This is a genomic window from Weissella confusa (assembly GCA_041871065.1).
Lineage (GTDB): Bacteria > Bacillota > Bacilli > Lactobacillales > Lactobacillaceae > Weissella > Weissella confusa_A.
Map to the genome: position 1 here is coordinate 871,526 of CP168942.1, position 25,347 is coordinate 896,872.

Here is a 25,347-nt window from a genome sequence, read left to right on the forward strand (position 1 = left end):
CTTATGACGAAGCAAAGTAAGAGTTATTTATTCGCCAAGCGTTTTTTGGATATTTCAACTGCGTTGTTTGCATTGGTGATTTTCTCACCAATCTTTTTGGTTATTTCTTTGTTCTACTTGTTTGGCGATAACAAAGGACCAGTTTTCTATCAGCAACGTCGTATCGGGCAAAACCATGAGGAGTTTGGTATTTACAAGTTCCGTTCAATGGTGGTGAACGCTGAAGAGAAGCTATACGCTGATAAGGACTTATATGCTAAGTTCGTTGAGAATGGCTATAAGTTACCAACCGAAGAAGATCCACGTATCACCAAGTTTGGTGCGTTTATTCGTAAGACATCTTTGGATGAGTTACCACAATTCATCAACATCTTGATTGGGAACATGAGTATTATCGGACCGCGTCCAGTTGTTGAACGCGAGTTGGTGGAATACGGCGATCGCGTTGATGAATTTTTGTCAGTAAAGCCTGGCGCGATGGGCTTGTGGCAAGCAAGTGGTCGTAGTGATATTCAATACCCAGAGCGTGCCGACCTTGAAATTTCGTACGTCGAGCATGCTAACCTGTGGTTTGATTTTAAAATTTTGTTTATGACAGTACTCGCCATCTTCAAGGGTGACGGTGCAATGTAGTAAAATGACGACTTCGAGATTCGAGTCGTCATTTTGTGTTTTAGCAGCGCGTTTCTATACGTTTTTTTGCAGATATAAAAAATTCAAACAATAAACCAATCTTGTTTAAAGTTTCGTAAGACGGTTAAGAGCTGTCTGTAACAAGAATGAAACTGATGTCGGTTAGTATTGACTTTGGACTTATAAAACGGGAGAGTCAGAACGATTAGGGAGGAAATTATGAACTTTAAGAAGGTTCTATTTGGGGCTGCAGCTGCGACAGTTGCCGTGAGTGGTGTATCTTTGGTGCCATTCTCATCTGCCTTTGCGGCGGATGGTATCCCAACGATTACAGCTGGTGATTCAACTGTCCCAGCGATGGACGTTGTCGACGTGGCATCATATCAAGGAAACTTGTCAGTCAGTGCCTACAACACAATGAAGAAGTATGGCGTTAAGGCTGTCATCGTCAAGGTGTCAGAAGGTACGAATTACGTAAACCCATACGCTTCAACGCAAATTAAGAATGCACAAGCTGCTGGTTTGGCCGTGGGTGTTTATCACTATTCACGTTTCTCAAACGCAAGCGGTGCGAAGTCAGAAGCTAACTACTTTGCCAAGCAAGTAGCGGCTTTGGGCTTGTCAAAGTCAACGTTGATGGTTGATGATTTGGAAGACTCATCAACGAGTGGTAGTGGATCAACGACCAACGCCAATGCATTTAAGGATCAATTGTCAGCTAATGGCTACAACAATCAAATGTTGTACACGTATCCTTCATACATGAGCGCAACTGGTCTGAACGTTTCAAGTTACGGTAACGACCGTGTTTGGATGGCGTCATACCCATTTGCACCAAACAAGAACAACTTGTGGTACACAAATTATGGCGCATGGCAATGGAATTCAGCTACTAAGTTCCCAGGCGTGAACGGATTCTTTGACGTTTCAAAGGATTACTCAGGTAAGTTGTCAAGCAGTGCCATGACAGGTTACTTGCAAGACAAGGATGGTAACTGGTACTGGTTTGAAAACGGTGTGAAGTACACTGGCTTCCGTTTCTCCATGGGAACCTACTATTACTTCAAGCAAGGTGTTCGCCAAGAAAACCAATGGGTTTCACAACGGGGTAACACGTACTACGTAGGTTCAGATGGACGTGCGTACGATGGTGTTCGCACGATTGACGGCAAGAAGTACTTCTTCGGAAACGACGGAACATTCAACTTACGTACGAACCAAATCGTGAAGGTTGATAACGTTGATTACCGTGCAGCCGCTGATGGTTCATTAACGCCTAACTCTGGTTACCACTATGACGGTTCACAATACAATGGTGGTTACCGTTGGTACGAGAATGGTCAATTGTACACAGGTTTCCGTTTCTACATGGGCACTTACTACTGGTTCGTTGAGGGTGTTCGCCAAAATGAAGGCTGGCGTTCAGCTTGGAACTACACGTACTGGACAGATAACGAAGGTCGTGCCGTTCAAGGATTGCGTTCAGTGGATGGTAAGCAATACTTCTTTGGAAACGATGGCACATACTTTGCTCGTAAGAACCAAATTGTGACGACGGGTAACGAAGGTGGCGTAGCTATTAAGTACCGTGCAGCAGCAGACGGAACGTTGTCACCATACTCTGGTTACCAAAATGATGGTACTGGTTGGTACTGGTTCGAAAACGGTGCGAAGTTTACTGGCTTCCGTATGTACTACGGTGCCTACTACTTCTTCCAAAACGGTGTTCGCCAAGAGAACCAATGGGTTGAGCAATGGGGACACAAGTACTACGTTGGTGCTGACGGACGTACGGTTCAAGGCTCAAACGTTAACATCAATGGCCAAACATATAACTTTGGTACTGACGGAACGTTCTACCTACGCTAAAATAAAGGCATAGGGGTTTGATACCACAGGAGGTTTCGACATGAAAAAGATTATTATCAGCATTATTGCTGTGCTAGTCGTAGTAGGTGGTGGGGTGACTGCCGCTGTTATGACGCACAAGAGCGCACCTGAGAAGGAGTCATCTTCATCAGTTGCAAAGAAGGAAACGTCGAGCGAATCATCAAGTTCTTCTTCGTCATCTTCTTCATCAAGTTCTAGTGAAGTTGCGCCTGAATCTTCTTCAGCACCAGCCGTTTCTGAAGCGGCACCAGTTGAATCAAGTTCATCAGCGCAAGCTCAAGCAGATGCTAACAGCGATTGGGCTAACCCAAACCGCACTGATGCTGGTGAAACTATCACTGCTAAGACGGTCACGCAAGCACGTGCTGAATTGAAAGAAAACGGTGTGGACGACACAACGTTGGGTGATGGGGATGTGCAACAATTGATTAAGATTGGTCAAGCACAAAACATGTCAGTTTACGAAGTGTATAAGCAAAGTTTTAATCAATAATGATTAAGAAAGGATTGCAGATTATTGCAATCCTTTTTCTATGGGATTTTAAGTTTGGGTTAATCTCGTAAAAACACGATATAGGCTGTAAATCCGGCCTTTATTACGGTATACTTGAAAACGGATTTAATTTTTAAATATGTATTGAGGTAGATATCATGGAAAATCAATTTACCGTAGGCGCATTGTTCAAGCACATGTTGCGCAATGCCTGGTGGATTATTGTCTTAGGAATTGTTGGTGGTGCAGCGATGTTTGTTTTAACGAACAAAGTTGCGACGACAACGTACGAGGCGACCCGTCAAATGTACATTGGCAAGAACAACACTGACGCAAAGGATCCTAACTCTCGTGTGATGGCGGATTCATGGTTGTTGCAATCGTACGCACAATTGGCAAAGGACGATGCGGTTGTTAATGCGGCCGTTGCAGACCTAAAGGCCGATGGCATCAAGATTAAGCCAGCCGCTTTGGTAGATGCAGTTCATGTTTCACCTAAGAAGGACACATTGTTGATGACGGTGCGTGCCACGGCTAACTCAAACAAGAAGGCTGTTAAGTACGTTAATGCTTACGCAAAGGCCTTTAAGACGGTTGCGCCTGAAAAGTTGTCAGCTATGCCACAACCCGTATTGTTCTCAGCACCTAAGAAGGCCGTTGCTGTAACGACGCCAGGTGGCTCATCAAAGAAGGCCTTGGTCTTCGGTGCCGCTGCTGGTTTGCTAATCGGTATTGTATTGGCATTCTTTACGGGAATTTATAAGAATATGAAGGCAACTGCCTAAGCGAGTATAGAAAGGGGTATGGTGATGGTTTCTTGGTTATTACCAATCGCACTATTACCAAAGACTTACACATACTATCTCTTTGATAGCTCTGCCCAATTGGCCTTGCCACTTTTCGGCTTGTTCATTTTGGTGAAGCTATATCTGCAACCAACTCAGTTGGAGACAGTTCTGCCAAAGAAAAGCACTCTACGTATTTGGGGTGCTTTTATTGTAGTTCAGCTCGCATTGATGGGCTGGGAGTATTTAAAGATAGGTGAGTCTGTACAGGTTTACGGCCTGATTCACGGCTTCGTAGCCTTTATGACGATGTTGCTAGTTATCTGGGTAGCGTACACGATTCAAAAGATGTCACTGCAAAGCTTTGAAGATGCCGTTAAGTTTGCGAAGTCAGGTTTGATTGCTTTGGTAGTCTACTTGGCGTTGATTGTTTTACCACAAATGCTGGTCATGGTTGGCTTCCATCAGTTGGACTTTTACGTGAATGGCTTGGCAAAGGTATTTGAACGTCACTGGCAAGATCGTGACTTCTATGACAACGGTTCATATGTGACGACATTGCACCGTTTGAACGGCTTTGAGCCAGAAGCATCATTCTTGGCTTTGCTGTTGGGGATGGTCTTCTCACCAGCGCTGATTATGCTGGTGCAAGAGCCAATCAAGAACTTCCGCAACAAGCGGTGGCTTTACTGGCTTGGATGGGGCTTAATCGCCTTCATCTTAGTCGTGATGATGTTGGCCAAGACAACGACTGGTTTCTTGTTGATTGGTTTACTTGGATTAATCTTTTTGGTTTCAGCACCAAAGACCCAAAAGATTTGGTTTGGTTCAGCAGCCGTTGCCTTTTTGGTACTGGTCGCTTTGGCTTACCAATTTGTACCGCCGGTAACCCACCAATTGAACACGTGGTTGTTCGAAAAGAGTGGGACGGACAATCGTCTCGGCGGAACAATCGGTTTGTTGCAAGCTTGGTTGCACCACCCAATTTTGGGTGTTGGATTTGGTTTTGAAAGTCACTACATTAATGAGTTCTTGCCAAAGTGGTCTAAGGATAATTTGGAATATATTTACGTTTATAAGAAGACGGCGTACCCAATTTTGAATGATATGTTGGGGTGGTTGACCCGTTTTGGGTTGGTGTTTGTTTTGATGGCGTTCTGGTTATTGGCTGGTTTGCTAAAGCGTGCGGCACTCGTGCTGAAGCGCTTGGGTTCAGGCGCCAACTTTAAGACGATGTTCTATCGTGTCACGGTGAAGTCATTCTTCGTTGCTGTGTTCTTGGTAATCGTTGTGGCTTCTATCACACCAGCTAATGCGACGGGCTGGCCAATGATGCTAATGGGATTCTTCTATTGGCGTGTTATCCACATGGCGGAAGATGATTTGAATAACGGAGTACTACAGTAATGAAGATTTTGATTGCGGCCCACAAGCCATATCAAATGCCAACTTCAGATATTTATTTACCAGTAATGGTGGGTGCCGCCTTGCATGACAAGGTAATTGATGGATATACGCCTGACAACACTGGCCAAAACATGTCTGATAAGAATGGTTTTTACAATGAGTTGACAGCCTTGTATTGGGCTAAGTACAACTTGCAAGATGAGGATATCCTTGGATTGGCGCACTACCGTCGTTATTTAGGACGTAAGGCGAGTCACGATTTGGCTGATATCTTGTCTGAAGATGATATTCGTAAGGGGTTGGCAGAGGCCGATATTTTGTTGCCAAAGCCACGTAACTACTTTATCGAAACGCAAGAAAAGCACTACTTGAATGCTCACATTAACGAGCCTTATTACGCAATGCGTGAAGTGTTGGAAGAGTTCTATCCAGACTATGTACCAGCATTCGATGCGTTGGGTAAGTCAACGAAGGCGCACTTATTTAACATGAGTGTGATGCGTCAAGATAAGTTCCAGGCATACACGGATTTTTTGTTTGATGTATTGGGTAAGGTTGATGAACGCATCGACGTTGCCAAGTACGAAGGGCAAGATCGCCGTTCACTAGGTTTCTTGGCTGAACGTTTGATGGACACCTGGGTTAACACGCAAAACTTGCGTGTTAAGGAGTACCCAGTGGTGACAACTGAAAAGACAAACTGGTTGGATAAGGGAACGCAATTTTTGAAGCGTAAGTTTATCAAGAATGGCGAACGCAAGGTTCACTTCTAAACCGAATGAAGCACCGCAGATTTTTTCAAATCTGCGGTGTTTTGTGCTCTATGACTAACTTTTTAACCCATTGACGGGTAGTTTATGGTAAAGTAAATAGGAAGATTTATATTCTGAAAGGAATCATCAAAAATGACTTTGAATGATAAGAACTACGACTACCTAATCGTCGGTGCTGGACCTTTTGGTTCAATTTTTGCCTACGAGGCGGCCAAGCGTGGTAAGCGCTCATTGATTATTGAAAAGCGCCCACACATTGCTGGAAACATGTACACACACACGGAGCACGGAATTACGGTTCACGACTTCGGTGCACACATCTTCCACACTGATAACAAGGAAGTTTGGGACTACATCCGTCAATTCGCTGAGTTTAACGGATACCAAAACCAAGTTGTGGCAAACTACAAGGGTACGTTGTACAACTTGCCATTCAACATGAACACGTTCTACGAGATGTGGGGAACTAAGACTCCTGCAGAAGCTAAGGCTAAGATCGAAGAGCAAAAGAACGCTGCTTTGGCTGACTTGGGTGACCGTGAGCCACGTAACTTGGAAGAGCAAGCTATCTCATTGATCGGTACTGATATCTACGAGAAGTTGATCAAGGGTTACACTGAAAAGCAATGGGGACGTAAGGCAACTGAATTGCCAGCGTTCATCATCAAGCGTTTGCCAGTTCGTTTCATCTACGACAACAACTACTTTAACCACCGTTACCAAGGTATTCCAATTGGTGGATACACGCAAATCTTTGAGAAGATGTTGGACAACGATTTGATTGACGTTCGTTTGAACTCAGACTTCTTCGAGCACAAGGATGAGTACATTGCCGAATTCCCACGCATCTTGTACACGGGAATGATCGACCAATTCTTCGACTACAAGTTCGGTGAATTGGAGTACCGTTCATTGCGCTTCGAGCACGAAGTTATCGAATCAGATAACTACCAAGGTAACTCAGTTATCAATTACACGGATGCTGAGACGCCATACACGCGTGTGATGGAGTGGAAGCACTTCGATGGATTGTCAGACGATGGTGTGACAATCATTACGAAGGAATACCCACAAACTTGGGATCGTTCAAAGGAAGCTTACTACCCAGTTAACGACGAGAAGAACACGAACTTGTACAAGGAATACGCTAAGGAAGCGCGCCAACACAAGGATCAATTCATCTTTGGTGGTCGTTTGGGACAATACCGTTACTTTGACATGGACCAAGTCTTCAACGCAGCATTGAATGAAGTGCGTAAGGAATTCAAGATTCCATCAAGCTTTAACTTTGCTCACGACGAAGAACACTAATTTTATTAAAAACAAACGGTCAGTATCCGAAACACTTTGGTTATTGACCGTTTTTGTTTGGTAGTGTTGTATAGAAGGGGGAGCAAAGAATAAAATGAAGGATTTTTTGAAATCACGCTGGTTAAGCGTATTAATATATGTCACGTTTTTGGTGGTTACATACGTTACCATTATGCCGTTGAAGACAGCAAACGCTATATATGGTCAAGGTGATTTGCTATTTCACTTAAATCGTATTACAGGGTTAGCCGAGGGACTTAAAGCTGGAACAATTCCGTATCGAATGTTTGATGTACTGTCTAATTTAGGTTCGGCAGTTAACTTCTTTTATCCATTCGTATTTATGCTAGGTTTTGCGGCCTTGTTCATAGTCGTTCCGAATCTGGTGACGGCCTTCTATATTGGTGAAGCCTTGATGCTGCTGGCAACATTGGTTGTGGCATATCGTGTCATGATGTCGTTTAGTTCAAATCAACGTGGCCGTAGTGTGCTGTTTGCGTTTTTGTATGCTTATGCTGGCTACAGAAATTACTTGGCATTTGATCAATTTGTGTTAGGCGAGGCATTGGCATATATTTTTATTCCAATTGCATTGTTAGGTTTTTACAATGTGTTCCTTGGCGATGCTAAAAAGTGGGTACCACTAACTGCCGGTTTGGCGCTTATCTCATACGCCCATATGCTAAGTACGTTACTTGTTTTAGTATTATTTGTATTCTTAGTGCTAATTATGTTAATCGGGCGCAAAATTGAATTTAGTAAGGTACGCATTTTCGCTTTGCTTAAGGCGATACTGCTGACGTTGTTACTTGTTTCAGTGATTTACGTGCCATTTATCTACCAAATGCACCAAACCGAAATCATTACAACAATTCAACAGCCGGTTGCTTTCTTTGGTGGTCTCGGTGAGAATTTACAAAACTCATTGGATGCCAAAGCACAAAACATTGGTCCGCTGGGTGTTTTAGCGGTTATTATCGCTTTTGTGCAAGTCTTTAAGAAAAAGTGGCAACTTAATGTCGTATTTGGCATGCTTGGTGCAGGACTGTTTATCATGGGAACGACTATTTTCCCGTGGCGTTCACTTGATTTAAACGTGCAATATGTGATTCAATTCCCGTATCGTTTGTTCGGATTAGCGTCATTCTTTTTGGCAGTATACTTATCTGGTGCTTTGCTAGAAATGCTTAACACACCACGACAACGTCGTTGGACGATTGTGTTGTTTAGTGCATTTTCAGTTCTGATGACTTCAAGCAAGATTTATGACTTGATGTACGCACGCAAGGATCAAGCTGAATTGGTAATTAATGATCGGTTTAATGCGCCAGATGTTCAGCTAGAGACATCATTCAAAGCTAATTCAAACGATTTGAAGCTATTGAATCAATCGCGTCACGATTACATTGGTTCGGTGGATTATGGTCCAAAGGATGTTTGGAAGACATCGTATATTCACCACGTGATGGCACATGAAGTATGGGTTGATGGTAAGGAGCATAAGGCACAGGATACGTATTCATTGACCAATGCCACGTTCAACATTCGATTGAAAAAGGCAAACCAAGTCGATGTGCCAATCTTCCATTATGGTAATGAGATTGTGAAGGTAGATGGTAAGACTGTGCCAGCTAAATTAAGTCAACGCGGAACAACTTTGGTCTCAGTTGATAAAGGAACACACGAAATTTCGGTTTCGTATGTCACACCTAAATGGCTTTACTTGCCATGGATTAGCGCACTATTTGGATGGTTAATCGTTGTGGTTTTGTATGCTGTGAACTTAATTAAAAAGCGTCGTTAGACTTTATACAGATAAGTGGCACCAGGTGCGCCGCTTATCTGTTTTTTTATGCTTTAAATCACTAAGGAAGGCTTGTTTCTTGCTGTTTGTAACGTGTATACTAGAATTTAGATTATTTTGGATGACTAGGAGAATCAAATGGCTGATATGCTTTCAATTATCGTGCCGGTTTTTAATGAAGAAGAATCAGTGCCGCTGTTTTATGATGCAGTGGAAAAAATTCACGGTGAGTCTTTAAAAAACTTTGCATTTGAATATTGGTTTGTTGATGATGGATCGACAGATGGCACCGTTGCATCTATTGAGAAACTTCAGCAACATGATGAAAATGTGCACTACATTTCATTTTCACGCAATTTTGGAAAAGAAGCCGGGCTTTACGCTGGACTAGAACATGCAACCGGAAATTACGTCGCGGTAATGGACGTCGATCTGCAAGATCCGCCAGCATTGTTGCCTGAAATGGTTGACGGTGTCGCAAGTGGTGAATGGGATGTCGTTGGAACGCGCCGTGAAACACGTGAAGGTGAGCCGGTAATTCGTACGTTTTTCAGTGAGCTCTTTTACAAGTTGATTAACAAGATTTCAAGTAACCATATTGTTGACGGCGCTCGTGATTATCGTGTCATGTCACGCCAAGTTGTTGACGCCATTATGTCACTACCTGAGTACAACCGCTTTTCAAAGGGGATCTTTACGTGGGTTGGCTTCCGTCAAAAGTACTTGGCATATAAGAACACTGAGCGAGTTGCTGGACAAACGTCTTGGTCATTCTGGAAGCTGGTTAAGTACTCAATTGAAGGGATTGTTGCCTTTTCACAATTCCCATTGATGCTGGTGTCGGTGCTCGGATTGATTTCGTTCATCTTAGCCTTGATTGGTGCTGCGTTTGTAATTGTTCGTGCGCTAGCTATCCCTGGCACGTCTGCGTTCGGTTGGCCATCTATGGTTGTGATTATGCTCGGAATGGGCGGTATTCAACTATTAAGCCTAGGCATTGTTGGTCGCTACATCTCAAGTATTTACTTAGAAGTGAAGAAGCGTCCGCTTTATGTCGCACGAAAAGTTAAATAGAGAGGCAGCTGGTTAAGTGACTAAATATAGAAATTGGCTTGTTTACGCTATCTTGGTGGTAATGCCTGCGTTTGTTGTGATGAGTTATTTCCGATTTGGAATATTGGCGACTTCTGGAAACGACATGGTCTTCCACCTCTCTAGATTACAAAGTTTACTAACTGAGATGCAGTCTGGGACTGTTCCTGGATGGATTGACTGGGCTGGTCAAGGCAACATGGGATTTGCGGTGAATATGACCTATCCATGGCTAACGTTACTATTAATTGCCATTCCACAAATGTTGTTTGGGTCAGTTACTGGATACGCGGTGGGCATGTACATCATTAATTTGGTGACGACAATCGGTATGTACAAATTAGTACGTACATTAAATAGCACACGTATCGCGGCTCTATTCAGTAGCATGATTTACTTGTATTCAACGTACCACTTAATTGAGTTGTATCAACGACAATCAGTGGGCGAGGTACTGGGTTATGCAATGTTACCTTTGGCTGCAATTGGAATTGTACAAATCTGGCAACACAAGAAAACGGGAATCATCTGGTTGGCCAGTGGAGTGGCGTTAACGATTAATTCACACTTACTTTCAACAGTAGTAGTTGTCGCTCTGGCCGCCATAGCGGAAGCAATCCATCAGGTATGGGTTAAATTTGATCTTAAAACGCTGATTTTGGAAGCTCTTGCGGCTGTTTTGTCATTCTTACTATCGATGCTACCGTTGTTGACGCTCGGAATGATTCACATGAAGAATCACATCATTCCATCTGATTATTGGGGTAGTATGTTTGAATTGGCGGTGCACCCACGAATCGCTTGGCAAACCATGGTTTCTGGCAGCTTGTGGCAGGCTAATCGAACGACCGATTGGAATCCCGGCTTGGTTGTCGTAATCTTTGTGGTTATTGCGCTTGTCTATTCAGTAGTTAACTTCAAAAAGATTAACAAAACGCAAATTATGTCATTTATCGGCATTGTTGTGTTTGGGTTCTTAAGCTCGACTTGGGCACCATGGGGATTGCTAACAAAGTTGGGACTAGGTGTGTTTCAATTTCCTGGTCGTCTCTTATTGCCTGCTGTGTTCTTTGCGGCAATCTTTGTTGGAAGTAGCCTAACGGTAGCACCGGTCAAGAAAACGACGAATACTATTTTAGCTGGGCTATTTGTCATTGCACTTGGTCTAGTGTCGTTGCAAACGTATACAAGCGTCGGGGCGTATGTCAAGCAGGCAACTGCAAGTACAGCTATTTTCCAATATACGGATCAAAACTACGAGCATGAATTAATGAATTTGGCGCCTTCCTTTGCCTACAGTGCCATTGTTAATTCGAATGCAACTGTGGACGAGGGGCGTAATCGTATGTATCAGACATTGAATGATGCGAAAGCGATGGGTTACCATGTCACACAAGTTTCGGGTGACGGAATTCGTGCACAGATTAGTGTTAATGAAAAAAAGCTGGTAACATTGCCAGTATTTAAATATGACGGTGTGAAGTACAACGTTATGTTGAATGGTGAGCGTATAGCACCAAAAACGAACGACGCTGGCTTTATGCAGTTAAAGTTAAAACAAGGACAAAATGATATTCAAATCAAAACACCGGTACCAGTTTGGTATACAGCGATGCTAGGATTTGAATTGTTGCTGTGGGCTGCAATTACCGTTTTTACGGTAGTCATTTTTATTCGCTCCTTGGGTATGAGTAATAAGAGTAAGGTGGAAAGAGAATATGACTGACAAATTGGTAATCGTAATTCCTGCATATAACGAAGAGGAAATGTTACCTGTCACGATTCCGGCTATGACCGGCATTTTAACAGACATGATTGGCAAGGGGAAAATCTCGGCTGAAAGTCGTGTCTTGTTTGTGAACGATGGGTCTCGTGATAAGACATGGGAAATTATTGAGAATACACATCGTGAGAACGAATTGGTTACGGGAATTAATTTTTCTCGCAATTTCGGTCACCAAAACGCTGTTCTAGCTGGGCTGGAAGCAGCCCAGGATGCTGATATGGTGGTATCAATTGATGCTGATTTGCAAGATGATATCAATGCCATTGAAAAAATGGTTGATGCTTATCACGACGGTTACGATGTTGTATACGGTGTTCGCAATAATCGGGATAGTGACACTGCATTTAAGCGTGGTACGGCAATGGCGTTTTACCGCTTGATGAAGGCTTTGGGCACACACACGATTCCTAATCACGCGGACTTCCGTTTGATGAGTCGTCGTGCTGTTAAAACACTCTTGTCATACCCTGAGCGTAACTTGTTCCTGCGTGGTATGGTGCCACAAGTAGGTTACCCATCAACGAATGTTTATTACACGCGCTTGGAACGTGAAGCGGGTGAGTCAAAGTATCCTTTGTCAAAGATGCTGAAATTTGCTTTGGATGGAATCACATCTTATTCGACGACACCGTTGAAGCTGATTTTTGGGCTGGGTGTATTGGGTGTGATTGTTGCTTTTGTGTTAATCGTGATGGCCTTGGTTCGACACTTTACGGGAAATACAGAAACGGGTTGGTCGTCATTGATGATTTCAATCTGGTTCGTTGGTAGTGCCCAATTGATTTCAGTTGCAATCTTAGGTGAATATATCGGTAAGATTTTCACGGAAGTAAAGCGTCGACCACGCTTCACAGTCCAGGATGATTTATATCACGAGTAACGGATTGAATGTTAAAAAAATACTAAGCTAAATTAGCTTTAACTACCACCGTGTTTAATGGTATTATTAAATACGGTGGTTTTTTAGACCCTTAACGAGTTTTAGTCCTCGTTACCAGAAAAAATATTAAACGAAAAATATAAAGAAGAGATTGCTTGAATTCACTGTAATTCAAATAGGAGGAACTTAACATGTCAGTTAGTGCTGTCGTCGTTACATATAATCGTTTGCCAATGTTGAAGGAAGTTATTGCCGCTTTGCAAGCTTCTGAAACACCTGTTGATCACATCATCATCGTTGATAACAAGTCAAACGAAGACACGAAGGAATACTTGACGAGCTTGGGTGACCAAATTGAATATGTCCGCTTGGAAGAAAATCTTGGTGGAGCCGGTGGATTCAACCGCGGTGTCCGTTACTTCATGGAAAACACGACTGACGATTACGTGTGGTTGATGGACGACGACACTGTGCCACATGCTGACACGTTGACTGAGTTGACGGCATACGCTGCTGAAAACCCTAAGTTTGGTTTCTTGTCATCAGACGTGCGCTGGACTGATGGTCACCGTGCTTTGATGAATCAACCGGCACCAATGAACCGTTTGCGTGTTATCCCTGAGGATGCCACGGAACCAGAACAATTGCGTAATGCAACGTTCGTGTCATTGTTGATGAGCCGTGAAGTAGTCGACAAGATTGGTTTGCCAATCACGGACTTTTTCATCTGGGGCGATGACATTGAGTACACAGAACGTGCTGGACGTGTTTACCCTGGTTACTTTATTCCAAAGGCTAAGGTAACACACAAGATGGCCACAAACGTTGGATCAAACATCTTGAACGACACGAAGGACCGTACGCCACGTTACTACTACTCATACCGTAACAAGGTTTATTATGGTCGCAAGCGTGATTTCGTGGGCCACATGAAGTCAAATGCACGTATCACGATGGAATGGATTAAGTTGGCTGTTACACCTGGTGTTGAAGACCGATCAGCTAAGCTAAAGATTTTGGCAAAGGGTGTTAAGGATGGCCGTAAGTTCAACCCAGTAGTTGAACACGCAACGAACGCCAAGGAGGCCTAGTCTGCCAATGAAGCGTCGGTATTATTATATGGATGTACTGAACATCATCGCTACGTTGGCTGTGATGTTCTTGCACACATCCGAATTTGCTTTTAATTATGAGCCAACACTTCGTTGGGGTGTTGCGGTTGTTATTCAAATCGCATTTATTTGGGCCGTACCGATTTTCTTTATGATTTCAGGCGCTAACTTGCTGAATTATCGAGAGCGATATGACACGAAGACGTTCTTTAAAAAGCGTTTAGGGAAGGTCTTGGTACCTTTCTTAGCTTGGTCTTTGATCTGGTATATCTTTAATCATTTCTATTTTTTGAATCATGATTGGGGTATCCGTAACTTTTTTGATTTGTTGATGCATGGTCAAATTCAAGCAGTGTTCTGGTTCTTTTACTTTATTATTCCGTTCTACTTCGCAGTGCCGTTTTTGTCATTGATTACGACGCGCGAGAATAAGAAGACGGTATTGTACGTAATCGCTTGGTTTGTTTTGGGCGTTGGTATCGTGGGTTACACGCATTCGTTGCGTGCAACGCCGCTTGATTCCTTCTTCTCAAACATGCCATTAATTATGTCGACGGGAATTGGCTTCTTCTTTGCCGGTTGGTATTTGCAACAATTTCCACCAGCAAAGTCACAAAAGAAGTGGTATGCACTTGGTAGTGTGCTAGCATTCTTGTTTATGCTAGGGTTGACCGTATATATGTCACACCAAGCCGGTAAGACGATTAACGCAGTCTACAGCATCTTCAGTATTGGGGGCTTCTTTTTGCCACTCGGTATCTGGGTATATGTTCGCGATGCGTTAGAAAATTGGGAACCATCACCAAAGATGGCAGCCTGGTTAAAGCGCCTGTCTGGTGCATCACTCGGTGTCTATGTTATCCACGAGTTTATTATTTACATCGCGGAAAACACATACCACCTACAAGCGGGATCGTGGTGGCACATGATTGTGTTCCCATGGTTTGTCTGGGTATTGTCAATCGCAATTACGTTGGCATTGCAAAAGATTCCAGTGATTAACCGCTTGATGCCTTAAAATTTTCACATATTAACTGATAATTTTTAATACTCGGTGCGTATTCTGATACGTATCGAGTATTTTTTTAATTTTCAGGGAGTAGAACATGCGTAAAAAGATGTACAAGGTCGGCAAGCACTGGGTTGCTGCCGCAGTAGCGATTGCCGGAATTGGGTTAGCTGGTGGCGCATCCGTATCAGCTGATCAAGGTGTTTCAACGGAAACGGCACTTGTTAACAAGCCGACAACGGACCCGGTAACACCGGAGGTGCCAAGCCAACCAGTTGAAGAGGAAAAGGATGTCGCCCCAACGACACCAAATGATGAAGCGGAAACGCCAACGTCAGTGCCAACGCAACCAGTTGTGCCAACGGCGCCGGCTGAACCAGAAAACCCAACAACACCAGAGAATCCAACAGTGCCTTCAACGCCAGAAATTGCTGATGGTGTGAATAAGGAAGACGGTTTGTACTATCAAGACGGCAAGGTATTGACGGGGATCGCCAAAGCAGATGGCAAGATGTATGAGGCTGGTAAGTTGCTGTCAGGGATTTCTTCAGTCGATAAGAAGATGTACAAGAATGGTGTCTTGTTCAACGGTACGCTGGACGGATTACTCTACGTTGACGGTGTGAAGTTTAGTGGCACAAAGAATGGTGTTCTATACGAAAACGGTGCCAAGTACAACGGTACAAAGAACGGCATCTTGTACGTGAACGGTGTGAAGTTCAATGGTACAAAGGATGGCGTTTTGTACGAAAACGGTGCCAAGTATAATGGCACAAAGAACGGCATCTTGTACGTGAACGGTGTGAAGTTCAATGGTACGAAGGATGGCGTTTTGTACGCGAATGGTGCTAAGTTTAACGGTACGAAGAACGGCAAGGTGTACAAGAACGGTGTTTTGCTAACAGGGAAGCACTCTGATGGTAAGTTCTACCAAAACGGGGTGGTCTTGACGGGCTATAACGGCAACACATACTACGTGAATGGTGTTGCAGCCAACGGTTACATGGCTGACAACACGAAGACAAAGTACTTGTACAAGAACGGTGTAAAGCAAGCTGGTCGTCAAAAGATTGATGGTACGTACTACTTCTTTGACTTCAACACAAAGCAAATGGTGAAGCACAATTACGTGCAAGCCCAAGATGGTAACTGGTACATGTTCGGTGAAGACGGTAAGATTGTTTCTGATGTTTATCACTGGGCCGGTACGTACTACTACTTCGATCACAACACGTTTAAGAAGCACACAAACTCATATGATTTGGCTCGCTGGGGTGACTGGTACATGTTTGGTGGTGACGGTCGCATCTTGACTGACGTGGTGAAGTGGGCTGGATCATACTACTACTTCGACCATAATACCTATACAAAGCACACGAACTCATATGACTTGGCGCGTTGGGGCGACTGGTATATGTTTGATGGCTCAGGACGTGTGATTTCAGGATACAAGTACTGGTACGGTCAGTTGTACTACTTCCACGGTGGCACGTTCACCAAGGCAGTTAACCAACACGTTTATGAAAACGGTAACCGTTACTGGGCAAATGGTTCAGGACACGTGACAGTCGACTGGACAATTGATAACGCCATCAACATTGGTTCAACGTTGGTTGGTCACTCGCCATATGTTTGGGGTGGTGGGCGTAACGACTGGTCAATTGCGCGTCGCAAGTTTGATTGCTCATCATTCGTGCACTGGTCATATGCCAACGCAGGGTTAACGTTGGAGCCGGTTGGTTACACAACGACTTACTCACAAGTAAACCGTGGCCGTGGCGTTAACTGGGGTAACTTGCGTCGTGGTGACTTGATTTTCTTCGGTAGTTTGGGTCACGTGGGTCTATACCTTGGTGGCGGCTACTTCTTGCATGATTCGCCAAACTCACCAACTGGTGGGGTTGGCGTGTCACACTTGAATGATATCGTTAACCAACATGATGCACGTTATTCATGGGCGTCAATCGCTGACACATGGGCAACACGCCGTGTGCAAGGCTAGGCGGGTATTGGAATAGCATACTCAAAACACTTCTTCCGTGCTAAACTGGAAGAAGTGTTTTTAATTATGTAAATTAGGTGAATAACATGCAAATTGTTAAAAATTATTTGTACAACGTAGGGTATCAGTTGTTGACGGTGATCGCGCCGTTGCTTACGATGACCTACCTAGCGCACGTTTTGGGTACGCAAGGTGTTGGTATCCAAGCTTGGACAAATTCCGTTGTGACGTACTTCTTGTTGCTAGCAACGCTGGGAATTACCCTGTACGGTCAACGTGAAATTGCGTATGTTCGTGATGATGTCGCTGAACGAGATAAGCGTTTCTGGGAAATCCAAATCCTACATATCATCGTCGGAGTCATTGCATTAATCATTTACTTCGTGTTCATATTTGGCATGTCACAAGTGATGACTAACGAATTCCATAAGTATTATCCACAATTGATTCTACAAGGGTGGGTGATTGTCTCAGGTATCTTGGATATTTCATGGTACTTCATGGGACTTGAAGACTTTAAGAAGACGGTTGTCCGTAATTCTTTGGTTAAAATTGCCATGGTGATTTTGATTTTCGTTTTGGTTAAGTCAAGTCACGACGTTAACAAGTACATCTTGCTGTTGGCATTGACGCAAGTGATTGGAAACATCACAATGTGGTTCTACTTGCCTGGTAAGGTAAAGCTGCCAAAGTGGTCTGACATGCAAATCATGCGCCACTTGGGACCAACAGTGGCGATGTTCATTCCAACGATTGCCACACAAATTTATTTGCAACTGAACAAGACGATGTTGCCAATGTTGGCACACGGTTCAGCTGACTTGTCAGGTTTCTATGACAATGCTGATAAGATTGTTAAGGTGTCATTGGCTTTGGTTACGGCGATGGGGACGGTGATGTTGCCGCGTGTCGCGAACCAATTTGCGAATGGTGATCATAAGGGCGTTAACAAGGCAATCTACAGTTCAATGGACTTTGTGACGGCTTTGGCGGTGCCCTTGATGTTCGGTATGGCCGCTGTGTCACAAAAGTTGATTTTGTGGTTCTTGGGTCAACCGTTTGCGCCAACTGGTGTGACGATTGCATTCTTATCACCAATCATCTTGTTCATTGCATGGAGTAATGTGATTGGCACACAATATTTGATGCCGGTTAACCGCGTACGTGATTACACGGTGTCTGTAACATTAGGTGCGGTTGTTAATATTGTGCTGAACTTCGGGTTCATTCCGTTGTGGGGCTTGTATGGTGCGGCCTATGCGACGGCTTTGTCAGAGTTGATCGTAACGGTTTATCAAATTTGGGTTGTCCGTAAAGATTTGGACATGCACCAATTGTTTGGTGGTGTTTGGAAGTACTTCATTGCGGGCGCAGCCATGTTCATCGTCGTATGGCCGATTCAATTGGCGATGCCAGCAACGGCCTTGTGGTCAATGATTGAAATTGCCATCGGTGGTATTATCTATGCAGTCTTAATCGTGGTGTTGAAGACGAACTTCGCTGGTATCATTATTGATTTCGTGAAGGGGAAGCTTCACCGCGCGTAACAGCAACGTCATATAAATAGATTATGTTTCAGGCATGTTAGCGTTTTGCTAACATGCCTTTTCAGTTCATTTTCGTTTTGTAAGCAACCAAGAATATTCACATATTGATAGAAAATTGGTTAAAACCGCCCCGTATTCTGATACATATCGAATTTTTAGGGAGGTATTTTCTAGTCATGGGAGATACACGCAAACAGCTACTGATGGCTGTTTTGGTATTGAGTGCTGGTGGGGTACTTGCGGGTACGAGTCAGCCAGTATTTGCTGACACGATTGTGCCGGCGACTGAAACAGTAGCGACGACGCAGGCGATTGAAGGGATTACGGCTGTTGCATCAACTTCGGGTCAAGCAACTGTTGCAAACAAGTCGGGTGAAAAGACAGCTTTTGCTGGTCGTAATTTATGGGCGTTGGGTGATTCACTATCTGTCGGCTATGATGGTATGTCAACCGTGCCATCGTGGTCAGTGAATCTTGCCAATAATATGACATTTGACCAGCTGTACAACAACCACGCGCATTCTGGCTCGCAGATTGCTGGTTCAACAAGTTCAGCAGAGCCGGTACACTTTACGAAGACAGTTTCACAAGTTATCAACGATGCAAATTTTAAAGCTGAAAAGCAACCAATTGTGATGATTGAATTGGGCGTTAATGATTTGAACTATAGCTCAAATAATTTGCGCTATGTGCAGGAGCGACTGTCAAAGAACATTCGAACGTTACGAACTGCAAACAAGGATGTTGTTATCTATGGTATTTTGCCGTTTGCAAATTATCTAGGTGGTGACTTTAACACCATTCATAGTGGTGGCTACAGCTTCAATCAACTAACTGATGCTTTGGCGGAAGTCTATACAAGTTTCAACATTCCGGTCTTGGATTGGGTTGATTATGATATTGATCGTTCACCGGATGCACTTGGTGATAAGACGGTTCATCCGACTGCCAGTACGTATGCCCGCATGTCTGAAATTGTCGCTGAGTTTTTGGATAAGAATGCCAATGCCTTAGTTGCTGGTGCTCAAACGGATAAGAATAAATATTTTTATTCTAATGGTTGGCAATACAATGATAATGACCAAGCGCAATATGGTTTGGGTAAGGGAACTAATGGCGTAACGCAATTAGCAGCCGGTCCACAAAAAATTGCTGGCGTCACATACTGGTTCGACCCTAAAACAGGTGTATTGGCTAATCGCGCTGGTGAAGTGACGCATAATGGTAAGGGTTATTACACAGGTGCAGATGGTAAGTTGATTCAAGGTCTAGTGATGGTTAATGACAAGATTAACTACTATGGTAACAATGGTACGTACCACAAGCGCCAAAATGACCAAACTGGTTACTTGCAACCATTGAATGGTGGTTGGTACTGGTTCGAAAAGGGCCAATTGTACACTGGATTCCGTAGTTACATGGGGGCTTACTACTTCTTCATCAACGGTGTTCGTCAAGAGAACAAGTGGGTCTCAGAATGGGGTAACAAGTACTACGTTGGTGCTGATGGTCGATCAGTGCAAGGTTCAGCAGTCTTTATTGATGACGTGCCATACGACTTTGGTACAAACGGCACTTTCCACCTGCGAGGTGCAGCATCTGGGTACCTAAACGGACCAAGTGGTTGGATGTGGTATGAAAACGGTAAGCCGTACACAGGTTTCCGTGATTATATGGGTGCGTTCTACTACTTTAAGAAGGGCGTTCGCCAAGAAAATAAGTGGGTCTCAGAATGGGGCAACACATACTACGTTGGTGGCGATGGAAGGTCAGTTCAAGGAAATGCCTACATGATTAATGGCGTTGCTTATGACTTTGGTAATAACGGGACATTCTATAAGCGTAGTCGTACATCTGGTTACGTGTATGATGGATCAAAGAAGAATGGTGGCTACCGCTGGTATGAAGATGGTAAGTTATTTACCGGTTTCCGTTACTACATGGGCACATACTACTGGTTCATTGACGGGGTTCGTCAAAACCAAGGTTGGCGAGAAGCCTGGGGATACAAGTACTGGACTGACAAGGACGGTCGCGCAGTGCAAGGTTGGCAAACAATCGACGGCAAGCGTTACTTTTTTGGAGACAACGGTACATACTTCCTACGATAATTTAAGGGTTTTAGTAAAGAACAGCATGCGTGCTGTTCTTTATTTTTTACTTCCGTGTGAATAGGTGTTTAGCAATTGTTACGAAATGGTAATGAAAAATACGTACAATTTATCAATAGGTTGACGTTAATCCGTTGCTTGTTATTCTTTGTATAAGAGCATTAATTAAAAGGGGAGTCTGTTAGGTTATGGGAAAAGTTGGGAAAAACTTGTTACTTGCTGGGTTGGCATTAAGTACAAGTTTATTGGTGAATGGATCGTTGCAGATGGCATCTGCGGATGAGGGTACAACGCCACGTGAAAGTTTGACAACGACACAAGCGATTGAAGGAGTATTGCCAACTCAACCAGATGCTGATCAAAAAGTTCCGGTTGATGATACGTCACATACTAAGCAAGCATTTGATGGTCGAAACCTATGGGCATTGGGTGATTCTTTGTCAGTCGGTTACACTGGCAGCAATACGGTCGACTCTTGGTCATCAGAAGAAAATTTGAAGCCGGTAATGGATTATGGAAGTTCTAAGCGTGGACATTCACACTCAGGTTCTCAAATTTCTGGACCAAGTTCTTCAACAAATCCAATCAATTTTACGAAAACAGTTGCAGATGTTATTGCTGATCCGGATTTTAAGGCTGAGCAACAACCAATTGTCATTATTGAACTAGGTGTTAACGATCTAAATTACAGCGGAAATAATTTAGGTTACGTGCAACAACGTTTGGTACAAAATATCCGCACGTTACGAGCAGCAAATCCTAACATTGTGATTTATGGTATTTTGCCATTTGCAGATTACCTGGGCGGTGACTTCAATACTGTTCATGGTGGTGGATACAGTTACAACCAACTAACTGATGCATTGACCGATGTGTACAAAGGCTTTAACATTCCGGTTTTGGACTGGTCAAAGTATGATATTGACCGTTCGCCTGATGCGCTAGGAGATAAGGTTGTTCACCCAACAGCCGAAACTTATCAAAAGATGTCAGCAGTTGTCGCTGAGTTTTTGCAAGCTAATGCCGGCCTTTTGAAGGATAACACTGAAACTGATACAACGAGTAATTATCAATCAGTTGGGTGGCAATCTTTGGATAACGGTGATGTCCAATATAGTATGAAAGATGATAAAGGCAACGTTACGCTAGCTAGCGGCAAAACCAAGATTAACGGTGTATACTATTGGTTCGATCCTAAGACCAATGTGCTAGCTAAGAAAGCTGGCGAAGTTGCCGAAAATGGCAAGACTTACTACACTGGTGCAGATGGTAAGTTGATTCAGGGTTATGTTGTTGTTAATGGACAAGTTAACTACTACGGTGATAACAATACGTACTATAAGCGATACAAGTCTGACGAATCTGGTTACATTCAAATGGGGGATAATAGCTATCGCTGGATTGAGAATGGACAGCTTTATACCGGCTTCCGTAGCTACTATGGTGCTTATTACTACTTTGTAGATGGTGTTCGTCAAGAAAATCAATGGGTATCACAATGGGGCAAGAAGTATTATGTCGGTGCCGATGGGCGTTCAGTGCAAGGGAAGGCTTACAAAATCAATGGCGTGGCCTATGACTTTGGAACGGATAGCACTTTCTACCTTCGTGGCGGTGAATCAGGTTATCTAAACACGTCAGATGGTTGGCGCTGGCTTGAAAATGGCCAACTATACACCGGTTTCCGTAGCTATTATGGTGCTTATTACTACTTCATCAATGGTGTTCGCCAAGAAAATCGTTGGGTGAAGGAATGGGGCAACACGTACTACGTTGGTGCTGACGGTCGTTCAGTTCAAGGTGATGCCTACATCATTGATGGTGTAGCTTACAACTTCGGCACGAATGGTACGTTTAACCTTCGTGGTACAGCTAGCGGTTATTTGTACGATGGATCACAGTCTAACGGTGGGTACCGTTGGTACGAAGATGGTACCCTTTACACCGGTTTCCGTTACTATACTGGCACGTACTACTGGTTCGTTGACGGTGTTCGTCAAAATGCTGGTTGGCGTGAAGCATGGGGTAACAAGTACTACACGGATGCTAATGGACGTGCTGTCCAAGGATGGCAAACAATTAATGGACAAAGTTACTACTTTGGAAATGATGGCACTTATTTCTTGCGTAATGCTGACGGATCGAAGTTTACTGGTGATGTAAGTGATTATAACGGTAGCGCAAGCAGTGCCAAGAGTGGTTACTTGTATGACGGTTCTCAGTTCAACGGTGGTTACCGCTGGTATGAGAACGGTCAATTGTACACCGGCTTCCGCTTCTACATGGGCACGTACTACTGGTTCGTAGATGGTGTTCGACAAAATGAAGGTTGGCGTACTGCTTGGGGTTATAAGTACTGGACTGACAAGGATGGACGTGCAGTTCAAGGATGGCAAACAATTGATGGCCAACGTTATTTCTTTGGAAATGACGGCACATACTACCTACGTTAATAGATGAATTGATCGGCTCCGGCCGGTCTTTTTTGTTTTTTCGTAATAACATTGCAAAACCATCAACAAGACACCGTTAACTGAAAAGAATAATATGTATTTATATTTTATTTTTTAAATGAAGAAAAATGGAATTTTTCGCAACCGTTGATGCGCAGATGACTCGACGGTGTAGTTGTTAAATTTCAAAATTGGAGACTTTATAGTGAGAAAACAAGTAGTTCGTATACTTAAAAGCAGAGCGTTTATTATGCTACTTGTCGCTTTTTTGTTAGCAGTGGCGTTGACTTATGCATTGCAAGTGGCGGCAGTTTGGCAAGTGTGGGGTGCTCCGCACACTGTTTCTGACTACAAAGAAGCAAAAGAGATGGCGTGGTCAATGTTCTTTGAATCTAGGGTGCTGTGGTTTTCAGTGCTGTGGCTTATTGCGTTTTTTGCCATGTTAGTTGGGATTATCAATCGCTTTGTTGTATCGCTAGCAATCTTTTTAACCAGTGGTGTCGCTTTCGTTGTGGCTGAGTATGAAAAAATAAGTTTACGAAATGAAGGAATTGTTCCGGCTGATATTTCAGAGATTGGCTCAAGTGCAAAATTAGCCAAGATGATTGATCCTCAGATTTTAAAAGTGACACTGATTAGTTTGGGTGCCGTCATCATTGTGATGTTTGTGCTGCTAATTGTCGCCAGATTGATTAATAAAGGGCGCTTGTCGGCTATGCCCAAAGCTGTTCAAAGTTTTTTTCAATTTGTAGGTGGTCAGTTCTTTAAACGAGAACAAACACGAATTGCTGTGTCGCTTGTTTCGATGGCTGTTGTGGTCACGCCTTTCTTTATCCCAGCCGAATCGTATGAAGAATTTTATGGTGTTTTTGATCGTTCAAGACAATCATGGTCGTCATCGGCAGATGCGGCGTACAATGGTCCGATTATGACGTTCACGTCTAATTTAAAGGCAATTATTATGACGGAACCAGCCGATTATTCCAAAAAGACGATGATAGAATTGGCCGACAAGTACGAAAAAGAAGCGGCTGCGATTAACGAAAGTCGTGGTAATGCGAATTTTGATGGTCAAACCGTTATTTACGTTTTGTCGGAATCGTTGACGAACCCTAAAAATGTGCCGGGCCTTAAAATCAATCAAGATCCGCTAACGAATATTGAAGACATTTCAGCTGAATCGCCAGCGTCTGGGAAAATGTTATCATCAGGATATGGTGCTGGAACAGCGAATGTTGAGTACATGACGTTAACCGGTACGCCACTGTCTGCGTTTAGCCCGGCAGTGGATACACCTTACGTTCAATTGACCGGACACGTTAACGAAATGCCAAGCATTCTGTCTTACTTTGATAAGAGTGTGACAGTACACCCGTATAACGGTAGCTTGTATAACCGCCGGGGGGCATACCATCAGATGGGCATGCAAAAGTTTTTAACGACGGATAAGGAAACTGATGGGCAACTTAATCACCTAGGCACTTGGTTCCAAGGGGGTAATGTTAAGGACTCGGAGGCTTACCAAGATACGCTAGATTTGATTAGCAAGAGTAAGGATGAGAGTCAGTTTTTGCAATTGCTAACAATGCAGAATCACTTGCCATACTACGACGGGACGTATACCGGAGAGAATGCACCGATTAAGGTAACGAAGGCTTTGCCTGGAGAAAATACCAATGAGCAAGTCACAACGTACTTAAATGGTTTGTACAACACCGATCTTGCAACACGTTCGTTTATTAATGCGTTAAATGAATTGGACCGGCCTGTTACTGTAGTTTGGTATGGCGATCACTGGCCAGGCATTTTTACATTCGTGAGAGCTTCTGAGAAGAAAAATGAAATCAAGGCGCATAAGACACAATACTTTATCTGGCAGAACGATGCTGCGAAGGCAGCAAACGGATCGCAAACGGTTGATAAGTCGGTTGTGTCGCCAAATGAATTTAATTCGATGATGTTGCAAGTGAATAATATGAATGTCACGCCATTTTTTGCATTGCAAACGGAAGTAGCGAATAAGTTGCCAACGGCAATTACTTACCGACATGATGCGGAAGGTAATCCGCTGTTTGTGGTTGATGGTAAAGAAAAGCCGTTGAATAAGTTGACAACACATCAACAAAAGCTTTGGCATGACTTAGAACTGATAAATTATGACAGCTCAATTGGTGATAATTATCTAAGTAAAACGTCGTTCTTTAAAAACAATAAATAGACACCAAAGGACCCAGGAACCTAGTTTCTGGGTCCTTTGTT

The 25,347-nt window shown here is 43.5% G+C and carries 18 protein-coding genes; all 18 read left to right on the top strand.

The window, feature by feature from the left end:
- The first annotated feature begins 3 nt into the window (after window positions 1-3).
- Entirely contained in the window at window positions 4-633 is a 630-nt protein-coding gene (locus ACAW68_03870) for a sugar transferase (GenBank protein XGA16703.1), read from the top strand.
- Window positions 634-852: 219 nt separating this feature from the next.
- Window positions 853-2,502 (top strand): GH25 family lysozyme, encoded by a 1,650-nt coding sequence (locus tag ACAW68_03875; protein XGA16704.1) that lies wholly within the window; start codon window positions 853-855, stop codon window positions 2,500-2,502.
- A 40-nt stretch (window positions 2,503-2,542) separates the two neighbouring features.
- Window positions 2,543-3,016, top strand: a complete 474-nt coding sequence (locus ACAW68_03880) for a hypothetical protein (protein ID XGA16705.1) — start codon at window positions 2,543-2,545, stop codon at window positions 3,014-3,016.
- Between the two features lie 158 nt (window positions 3,017-3,174).
- Window positions 3,175-3,801 (top strand): YveK family protein, encoded by a 627-nt coding sequence (locus ACAW68_03885; GenBank protein ID XGA16706.1) that lies wholly within the window; start codon window positions 3,175-3,177, stop codon window positions 3,799-3,801.
- 24 nt (window positions 3,802-3,825) lie between these two features.
- Window positions 3,826-5,208 (top strand): hypothetical protein, encoded by a 1,383-nt coding sequence (locus ACAW68_03890; GenBank protein ID XGA16707.1) that lies wholly within the window; start codon window positions 3,826-3,828, stop codon window positions 5,206-5,208.
- Complete coding sequence (locus ACAW68_03895; protein ID XGA16708.1) at window positions 5,208-5,981, top strand: DUF4422 domain-containing protein; 774 nt, start codon at window positions 5,208-5,210, stop codon at window positions 5,979-5,981. Before ACAW68_03890 ends, ACAW68_03895 begins: the two co-directional genes overlap by 1 nt.
- A gap of 132 nt (window positions 5,982-6,113) precedes the next feature.
- Window positions 6,114-7,292, top strand: a complete 1,179-nt coding sequence (gene glf, locus ACAW68_03900) for a UDP-galactopyranose mutase (protein XGA16709.1) — start codon at window positions 6,114-6,116, stop codon at window positions 7,290-7,292.
- A gap of 94 nt (window positions 7,293-7,386) precedes the next feature.
- Window positions 7,387-9,096 (top strand): hypothetical protein, encoded by a 1,710-nt coding sequence (locus ACAW68_03905; GenBank protein ID XGA16710.1) that lies wholly within the window; start codon window positions 7,387-7,389, stop codon window positions 9,094-9,096.
- A gap of 138 nt (window positions 9,097-9,234) precedes the next feature.
- Window positions 9,235-10,170 carry a glycosyltransferase family 2 protein gene (locus ACAW68_03910; GenBank protein XGA16711.1) on the top strand — a complete coding sequence of 312 codons (936 nt, stop codon included), beginning with the start codon at window positions 9,235-9,237 and terminating at the stop codon, window positions 10,168-10,170.
- A 16-nt stretch (window positions 10,171-10,186) separates the two neighbouring features.
- Window positions 10,187-11,914, top strand: coding sequence for a hypothetical protein (locus tag ACAW68_03915; protein ID XGA16712.1), 1,728 nt, complete (start codon window positions 10,187-10,189; stop codon window positions 11,912-11,914).
- A complete protein-coding gene (locus ACAW68_03920) occupies window positions 11,907-12,854 on the top strand; it encodes a glycosyltransferase family 2 protein (protein ID XGA16713.1) in 948 nt (315 codons plus the stop codon). Before ACAW68_03915 ends, ACAW68_03920 begins: the two co-directional genes overlap by 8 nt.
- A gap of 191 nt (window positions 12,855-13,045) precedes the next feature.
- The gene (locus ACAW68_03925) at window positions 13,046-13,945 is read left to right on the top strand and encodes a glycosyltransferase family 2 protein (GenBank protein XGA16714.1); all 900 of its coding nucleotides are present in this window, start codon (window positions 13,046-13,048) and stop codon (window positions 13,943-13,945) included.
- Between the two features lie 7 nt (window positions 13,946-13,952).
- Window positions 13,953-14,984 carry an acyltransferase gene (locus ACAW68_03930; GenBank protein XGA16715.1) on the top strand — a complete coding sequence of 344 codons (1,032 nt, stop codon included), beginning with the start codon at window positions 13,953-13,955 and terminating at the stop codon, window positions 14,982-14,984.
- An 88-nt stretch (window positions 14,985-15,072) separates the two neighbouring features.
- Window positions 15,073-16,977, top strand: coding sequence for an NlpC/P60 family protein (locus tag ACAW68_03935; protein XGA16716.1), 1,905 nt, complete (start codon window positions 15,073-15,075; stop codon window positions 16,975-16,977).
- An 86-nt stretch (window positions 16,978-17,063) separates the two neighbouring features.
- Window positions 17,064-18,524, top strand: coding sequence for a polysaccharide biosynthesis C-terminal domain-containing protein (locus tag ACAW68_03940; GenBank protein ID XGA16717.1), 1,461 nt, complete (start codon window positions 17,064-17,066; stop codon window positions 18,522-18,524).
- Window positions 18,525-18,700: 176 nt separating this feature from the next.
- Window positions 18,701-20,635 (top strand): GDSL-type esterase/lipase family protein, encoded by a 1,935-nt coding sequence (locus tag ACAW68_03945; GenBank protein ID XGA16718.1) that lies wholly within the window; start codon window positions 18,701-18,703, stop codon window positions 20,633-20,635.
- A gap of 188 nt (window positions 20,636-20,823) precedes the next feature.
- Entirely contained in the window at window positions 20,824-23,088 is a 2,265-nt protein-coding gene (locus tag ACAW68_03950; protein XGA16719.1) for a GDSL-type esterase/lipase family protein, read from the top strand.
- 250 nt (window positions 23,089-23,338) lie between these two features.
- The gene (locus ACAW68_03955; GenBank protein ID XGA16720.1) at window positions 23,339-25,306 is read left to right on the top strand and encodes an LTA synthase family protein; all 1,968 of its coding nucleotides are present in this window, start codon (window positions 23,339-23,341) and stop codon (window positions 25,304-25,306) included.
- Window positions 25,307-25,347: the final 41 nt, after the last annotated feature.

Coding starts and splice junctions, on each gene's coding strand:
- ACAW68_03870 (XGA16703.1), top strand. CDS start 4: ATGACGAAGCAAAGTAAGAGTTATTTATTCGCCAAGCGTTTTTTGGAT.
- ACAW68_03875 (XGA16704.1), top strand. CDS start 853: ATGAACTTTAAGAAGGTTCTATTTGGGGCTGCAGCTGCGACAGTTGCC.
- ACAW68_03880 (XGA16705.1), top strand. CDS start 2,543: ATGAAAAAGATTATTATCAGCATTATTGCTGTGCTAGTCGTAGTAGGT.
- ACAW68_03885 (XGA16706.1), top strand. CDS start 3,175: ATGGAAAATCAATTTACCGTAGGCGCATTGTTCAAGCACATGTTGCGC.
- ACAW68_03890 (XGA16707.1), top strand. CDS start 3,826: ATGGTTTCTTGGTTATTACCAATCGCACTATTACCAAAGACTTACACA.
- ACAW68_03895 (XGA16708.1), top strand. CDS start 5,208: ATGAAGATTTTGATTGCGGCCCACAAGCCATATCAAATGCCAACTTCA.
- glf (XGA16709.1), top strand. CDS start 6,114: ATGACTTTGAATGATAAGAACTACGACTACCTAATCGTCGGTGCTGGA.
- ACAW68_03905 (XGA16710.1), top strand. CDS start 7,387: ATGAAGGATTTTTTGAAATCACGCTGGTTAAGCGTATTAATATATGTC.
- ACAW68_03910 (XGA16711.1), top strand. CDS start 9,235: ATGGCTGATATGCTTTCAATTATCGTGCCGGTTTTTAATGAAGAAGAA.
- ACAW68_03920 (XGA16713.1), top strand. CDS start 11,907: ATGACTGACAAATTGGTAATCGTAATTCCTGCATATAACGAAGAGGAA.
- ACAW68_03925 (XGA16714.1), top strand. CDS start 13,046: ATGTCAGTTAGTGCTGTCGTCGTTACATATAATCGTTTGCCAATGTTG.
- ACAW68_03930 (XGA16715.1), top strand. CDS start 13,953: ATGAAGCGTCGGTATTATTATATGGATGTACTGAACATCATCGCTACG.
- ACAW68_03935 (XGA16716.1), top strand. CDS start 15,073: ATGCGTAAAAAGATGTACAAGGTCGGCAAGCACTGGGTTGCTGCCGCA.
- ACAW68_03940 (XGA16717.1), top strand. CDS start 17,064: ATGCAAATTGTTAAAAATTATTTGTACAACGTAGGGTATCAGTTGTTG.
- ACAW68_03945 (XGA16718.1), top strand. CDS start 18,701: ATGGGAGATACACGCAAACAGCTACTGATGGCTGTTTTGGTATTGAGT.
- ACAW68_03950 (XGA16719.1), top strand. CDS start 20,824: ATGGGAAAAGTTGGGAAAAACTTGTTACTTGCTGGGTTGGCATTAAGT.
- ACAW68_03955 (XGA16720.1), top strand. CDS start 23,339: ATGCTACTTGTCGCTTTTTTGTTAGCAGTGGCGTTGACTTATGCATTG.